The sequence below is a fragment of the Streptomyces sp. genome (genome assembly GCF_035563135.1).
Classification (GTDB): domain Bacteria; phylum Actinomycetota; class Actinomycetes; order Streptomycetales; family Streptomycetaceae; genus Streptomyces.
This window is the reverse complement of record NZ_DATMVN010000052.1, coordinates 1-4,204: the sequence shown is the minus strand read 5'-3', so window position 1 is coordinate 4,204 and position 4,204 is coordinate 1. Positions and strand designations below refer to the sequence as shown.

Here is a 4,204-nt window from a genome sequence, read left to right as displayed (position 1 = left end):
CGCCGCACCACGGCGCCGAAACGCCGCAGGCGGCGCTCCTGCTGCGGGGACCAGTCGAGACCGATGGCGTCGCGGGCGTCCGGCGGCATCAGCCCGACGGTGATGAAGCTGCGGAACCGCGCCAGCGGAGGGAGGAGCACCGGCCACAGCGCTTTCAGCAGGAGCCTCAGTGCCAGGGGCCCCCGGTCGGGTGGCGGCACAGAGGCATCCGCGGCGACCAGCTCCCGTACGACGACGGTCGCCTCCACCTCGTCGGCCAGCATCGTGCGGTAGTACGGCCAGAACTCCTCGACCGTCTGCGGCATGTCCCGGTCGTGGATGCCCAGGATCCGGCCGACCTGGAGCCACTCCCGGTACAGGGCGCGTTCCTGGGCGTCGGTGAGGGGGCGGACCAGATAGCGCGACGCGTGCCGGTAGACGGGGAAACCGGTGGCGTGCACCCACGCGTAGGTGGCGGGCGTGAGCGCGTGGTAGCGCCGGCCCCGGGTGTCGGTTCCCTGGATCGTGCGGTGCAGCTTCCTGAGCCTGCGTCCCTCCTCCGCGGCGGCCTCGCCCCCGTACACCCAGAGCTGGAGCGAGCTCAGGGACCGCTCGCCACGCCCCCAGGGGTCCGTACGGAAGACCGAGTGGTCGTCGACGCCGGCGCCGACGGCGGGGTGGGCGACCTGGAGGGTGAGGGCGGCAGGCAGCATCAGCAGTCCGCGGATGTCGCCGGCGAGGCTCCACAGGACGCCGCCCGGCGGGGGCGGTGCGGGCTCTCCTGCGCTGGTCATGCGGGCGCTCCCCAGGGTCGGCGGGTGCTCGGACCGGTGACGGGTCCGTGGTGCTCCAGTATGCGATCGCGAGCACGGCGGCGGCCTGCGGGGTGCCGGGGCCGGCTTCGGCTCGGCTCCCGGCGCCTTCCGTGCGGGATGTCTTCTTCCGAACCGTGTCAGCAGTGTTGACGCACCTTGTGAAACAAGTCAATAGTGTTTGTAACTTTGACTCCCAGGATGAGCGGACCGGTGGCCCGAGGGGCCCTACCACCCGAGGAGGTGCAGGCCATGGGCCGCTACAGCCGACTGCGCGAGATCCGCCGGATGGATCCCGTCGGTGACTGCGCCGAGATACTCCGGCTGATGTCCCGGTACGAATTCCCGTGGGACTACCGGCAGGGCATCAGCGTCGCCTTCCTGCGCGACTACGGCGTCCCCAGGATCTCCGTGCTGCTCGACCGCACGCAGGAGTTCGAGCGCAACGGCCAGAAGCGCTACGACGACACCGTCCTGTTCGGGTACGAGATGGCGGCGGACGGCTTCGACTCGGAGCGCCCGGGCCGCGGCCCGCCATCTCAACCGGATCCACGGCAGGTACCGCATCCCGAACGAGGACTATCTCTATGTGCTGGCGACCACGGTCGTGGGCCCCAAACGCTGGATCGACCGGTTCGGATGGCGGCCCCTGTGCGCACAGGAGACGGGAGCGCTGGCCGAGGCGGGACGGCGGATGGCCGCCATGATGGGCGTCGAGGGCGCCCCCGGCACGTACGAGGGCTTCGAGGAGCTGCTCGACTCCTACGAGGGCCGGATGTTCGCCTACGACCCCGCGAACCGCCGGGTCGCCAACGCCACCTTCCGGGTCATGGCCGCCTGGTACCCGGCCCCGCTGCGCCCGCTGGCGGCCAGGTTCTCGCTGGCCCTGCTGGACGAGCCCTTACTGGCAGCGCTGGGTTTTCCGGCCCAGCCCCGGTGGGCGCGTGCGGCGGCCGCACGCCTGGTGCGGGCCCGGTCGCGCGGGGTACGGCTGCTGCCCGCCCGGCCCCGGTGGCTGCCCTCCAGACCCCGGCCGCGCAGTTACCCCTTCGGATACCGGCTCGACGACCTCGGCCCGCACTGGGCGCGGAGCCGCCCACTGGAACCCCTGCCCATGGAGAAGACATGACGACCGGGACGGACCGTGCGGTGCACGGCATCAAGGACATCCGCGCCGCGGTGGCGCGGGCCGGGGACGCCGGCCGGAGCTGGGCCGCGTCCGGGTGGCGGGAGCGTCGCGCCGCACTGCTGCGGTGGAAGCGTGAACTGGCCCGCCGTGCCGACGAGTTCGCCGAGGTGATCGCCGCCGAGACCGGGAAGCCTGTGCACGACGCCCGCTCGGAAGTGCTGCTGACACTCGTCCATCTCGACTGGGCGGCGCGCAACGCCCGCCGGGTGCTGGGACGGCGGCGGGTTCCGTCCGGACTGCTGTCGGTCCATCAGGGGGCGTCGCTGGCCTACCGCCCGCTCGGGGTGATCGGCATCATCGGGCCCTGGAACTACCCGCTCTACACACCGATGGGCTCGATCGGTTACGCCCTCGCGGCAGGCAACGGTGTGGTGTTCAAGCCGTCCGAACTCACACCGGGCACGGGGGTCCTCCTCGCCCGCAGCTTCGGGGAGGCCGTACCGGACCACGCGGATCTGCTGCAGACGGTCACCGGCCCGGGGTCCACCGGAGCCGCCCTGGCCGGAGCGGAGGGGCCGACCGGCCTCGACAAGATCGCTTTCACGGGCTCGCCGGGCACCGCCCGCAAGGTGGCGGCGGCCTGTGCGGCCACGCTCACACCGCTGCTCGCCGAGTGCGGGGGCAAGGACGCGGTACTGGTCGCGGCGGACGCCGATCTGGACGCGGCGGCCGACGCGATCGTGTGGGGTGCGATGGGCAACGCCGGCCAGACCTGCGCCGGCGTGGAGCGGGTGTACGCGGTGGCCTCCGTGCACGAGGCCCTGTGCGCACGCGTCGTGAGCCGGGCGCGGGCGCTGACGCCGGGTGACTCCTACGGTCCGCTCACCCTGCCGTCCCAGCTCGGCGTGGTGGAACGCCATGTGAAGCAGGCCCTGGCGGACGGCGGTACGGCCGGACTGGGCGGACCCGACGCCCTGCGTGGCCGCCTGCTCGGACCGGTGGTGCTGTCGGGTGTGCCGGAGGATTCACCGGCCGTGACGGAGGAGACCTTCGGCCCGGTGGTCGTGGTGAACCCGGTGCGGGACATGGACGAGGCGGTGGAGCGGGCCAACGCGTCGGCGTACTCGCTGGGCGCCGCCGTGTTCACCCGCTCCCGGGCTGCCGGACTCGCCGTGGCCCAGCGCCTCGGTTCCGGCGCCGTGTCGGTGAACTCGGTGCTCGGCTTCGCCGCGATCCCCTCCCTGCCGTTCGGGGGCGCCGGCGAGTCGGGGTACGGGCGGATCCACGGCGAGGAGGGGCTGCGGGCCTTCGCCGCGCCGCACTCGGTCACCGTACGGCGGTTCGCACCGGTGGTGGACCTGACGTCGTTCTCGACGCCGCGGGAGAAGGTCGCCCGTGCGGTCGAGCTGGGCAGGAGGCTGCACGCCCGGTTCTGAGGACGCTCACCCGGCGCTGAGCAGCGGCACCAGATAGCCCCGGGCGAAGGCGCGCACCTGCTCGTCGTCGTCCAGCTCGAAGCAGCTCACCGGATTGAGGAGGAAGGAGACGGTGATCCGCACCATCAGTTCGGCGACCGGCGTCGGGTCCGTCTCCGGCCTTCCCTCGGCACGCTGGGCATGCCGGAGCCGGTCGGCGAGATATCCGCGCATCGCGAGGAAGGCGGGGCCGCTCTCCAGGGTGAGGAAGGGGAGCATGATCTCCGGCTCCAGCCTCAGCAGCCCGCCCACCAGCGGATGTCCACGAATGTGCTTGAGGACGGCCACGAAACCTGCGACGAGCCGGTCCTCCATGGTCGGCAGCGCGGCCACCGCCTCGTCCACGTCCACGACGAATCTGCGGTACTCCCGCAGCAGGCAGGCGGAGACCAGACTGTCCTTGTTGCCGATACGGCGGTAGACGGTGACCCGCGACACCTTGGCGCGCTTGGCCACGTCGTCGACGGTCGAGCGGCGCAGCCCGAAGGTCATGAACTGCTCACGCGCCGCGTCCAGGATCTGTTCGCTCAGCGCATCGGACGGCGGCGTCTCGCCGAACGCCCTGGCCAGCAGTGTCTCGTCGGTACCCGGTGCCCCCATGAGCCCTCCCCGTCCGTTGTCATCACCCCACCATATCGACAACGCAACGGTGTTACTCAGCCCGCCTCTTTGTAACCTCCTTTCCGGAAGGCCTCATCGGACGACGTGCCTCCGCCCCGGGGCGGGCACGCAGGGCGCCGCTGGGCGCTCAGCAACCGAAGTCGCACACCGTGGCGTCGATGCCGCGACGCGCCGGCCGGCCGGTCGGC

The 4,204-nt window shown here is 72.1% G+C and carries 3 protein-coding genes and 1 pseudogene; 2 read left to right on the top strand and 2 right to left on the bottom strand.

Features of this window, described 5'->3' with window-relative positions; genetic code table 11:
• A partial coding sequence (locus tag VN520_RS02280) for an oxygenase MpaB family protein (protein ID WP_325745123.1) occupies window positions 1–773 on the bottom strand: 773 nt, incomplete at its 3' end.
• 270 nt (window positions 774–1,043) lie between these two features.
• On the opposite strand from VN520_RS02280, the pseudogene VN520_RS02275 reads away from it, so the two are divergent.
• Window positions 1,044–1,920 (top strand): annotated as a pseudogene (locus VN520_RS02275) (oxygenase MpaB family protein).
• Window positions 1,917–3,356, top strand: a complete 1,440-nt coding sequence (locus VN520_RS02270; RefSeq protein ID WP_325745122.1) for an aldehyde dehydrogenase family protein — start codon at window positions 1,917–1,919, stop codon at window positions 3,354–3,356. Before VN520_RS02275 ends, VN520_RS02270 begins: the two are co-directional and overlap by 4 nt.
• Before the next feature lie 6 nt (window positions 3,357–3,362).
• Here VN520_RS02270 and VN520_RS02265 read toward each other — a convergent pair whose 3' ends face one another.
• Complete coding sequence (locus VN520_RS02265) at window positions 3,363–3,995, bottom strand: TetR/AcrR family transcriptional regulator (protein WP_325745121.1); 633 nt, start codon at window positions 3,993–3,995, stop codon at window positions 3,363–3,365.
• Window positions 3,996–4,204: the final 209 nt, after the last annotated feature.

Coding starts and splice junctions, on each gene's coding strand:
- VN520_RS02270 (WP_325745122.1), top strand. CDS start 1,917: ATGACGACCGGGACGGACCGTGCGGTGCACGGCATCAAGGACATCCGC.
- VN520_RS02265 (WP_325745121.1), bottom strand. CDS start 3,995: ATGGGGGCACCGGGTACCGACGAGACACTGCTGGCCAGGGCGTTCGGC.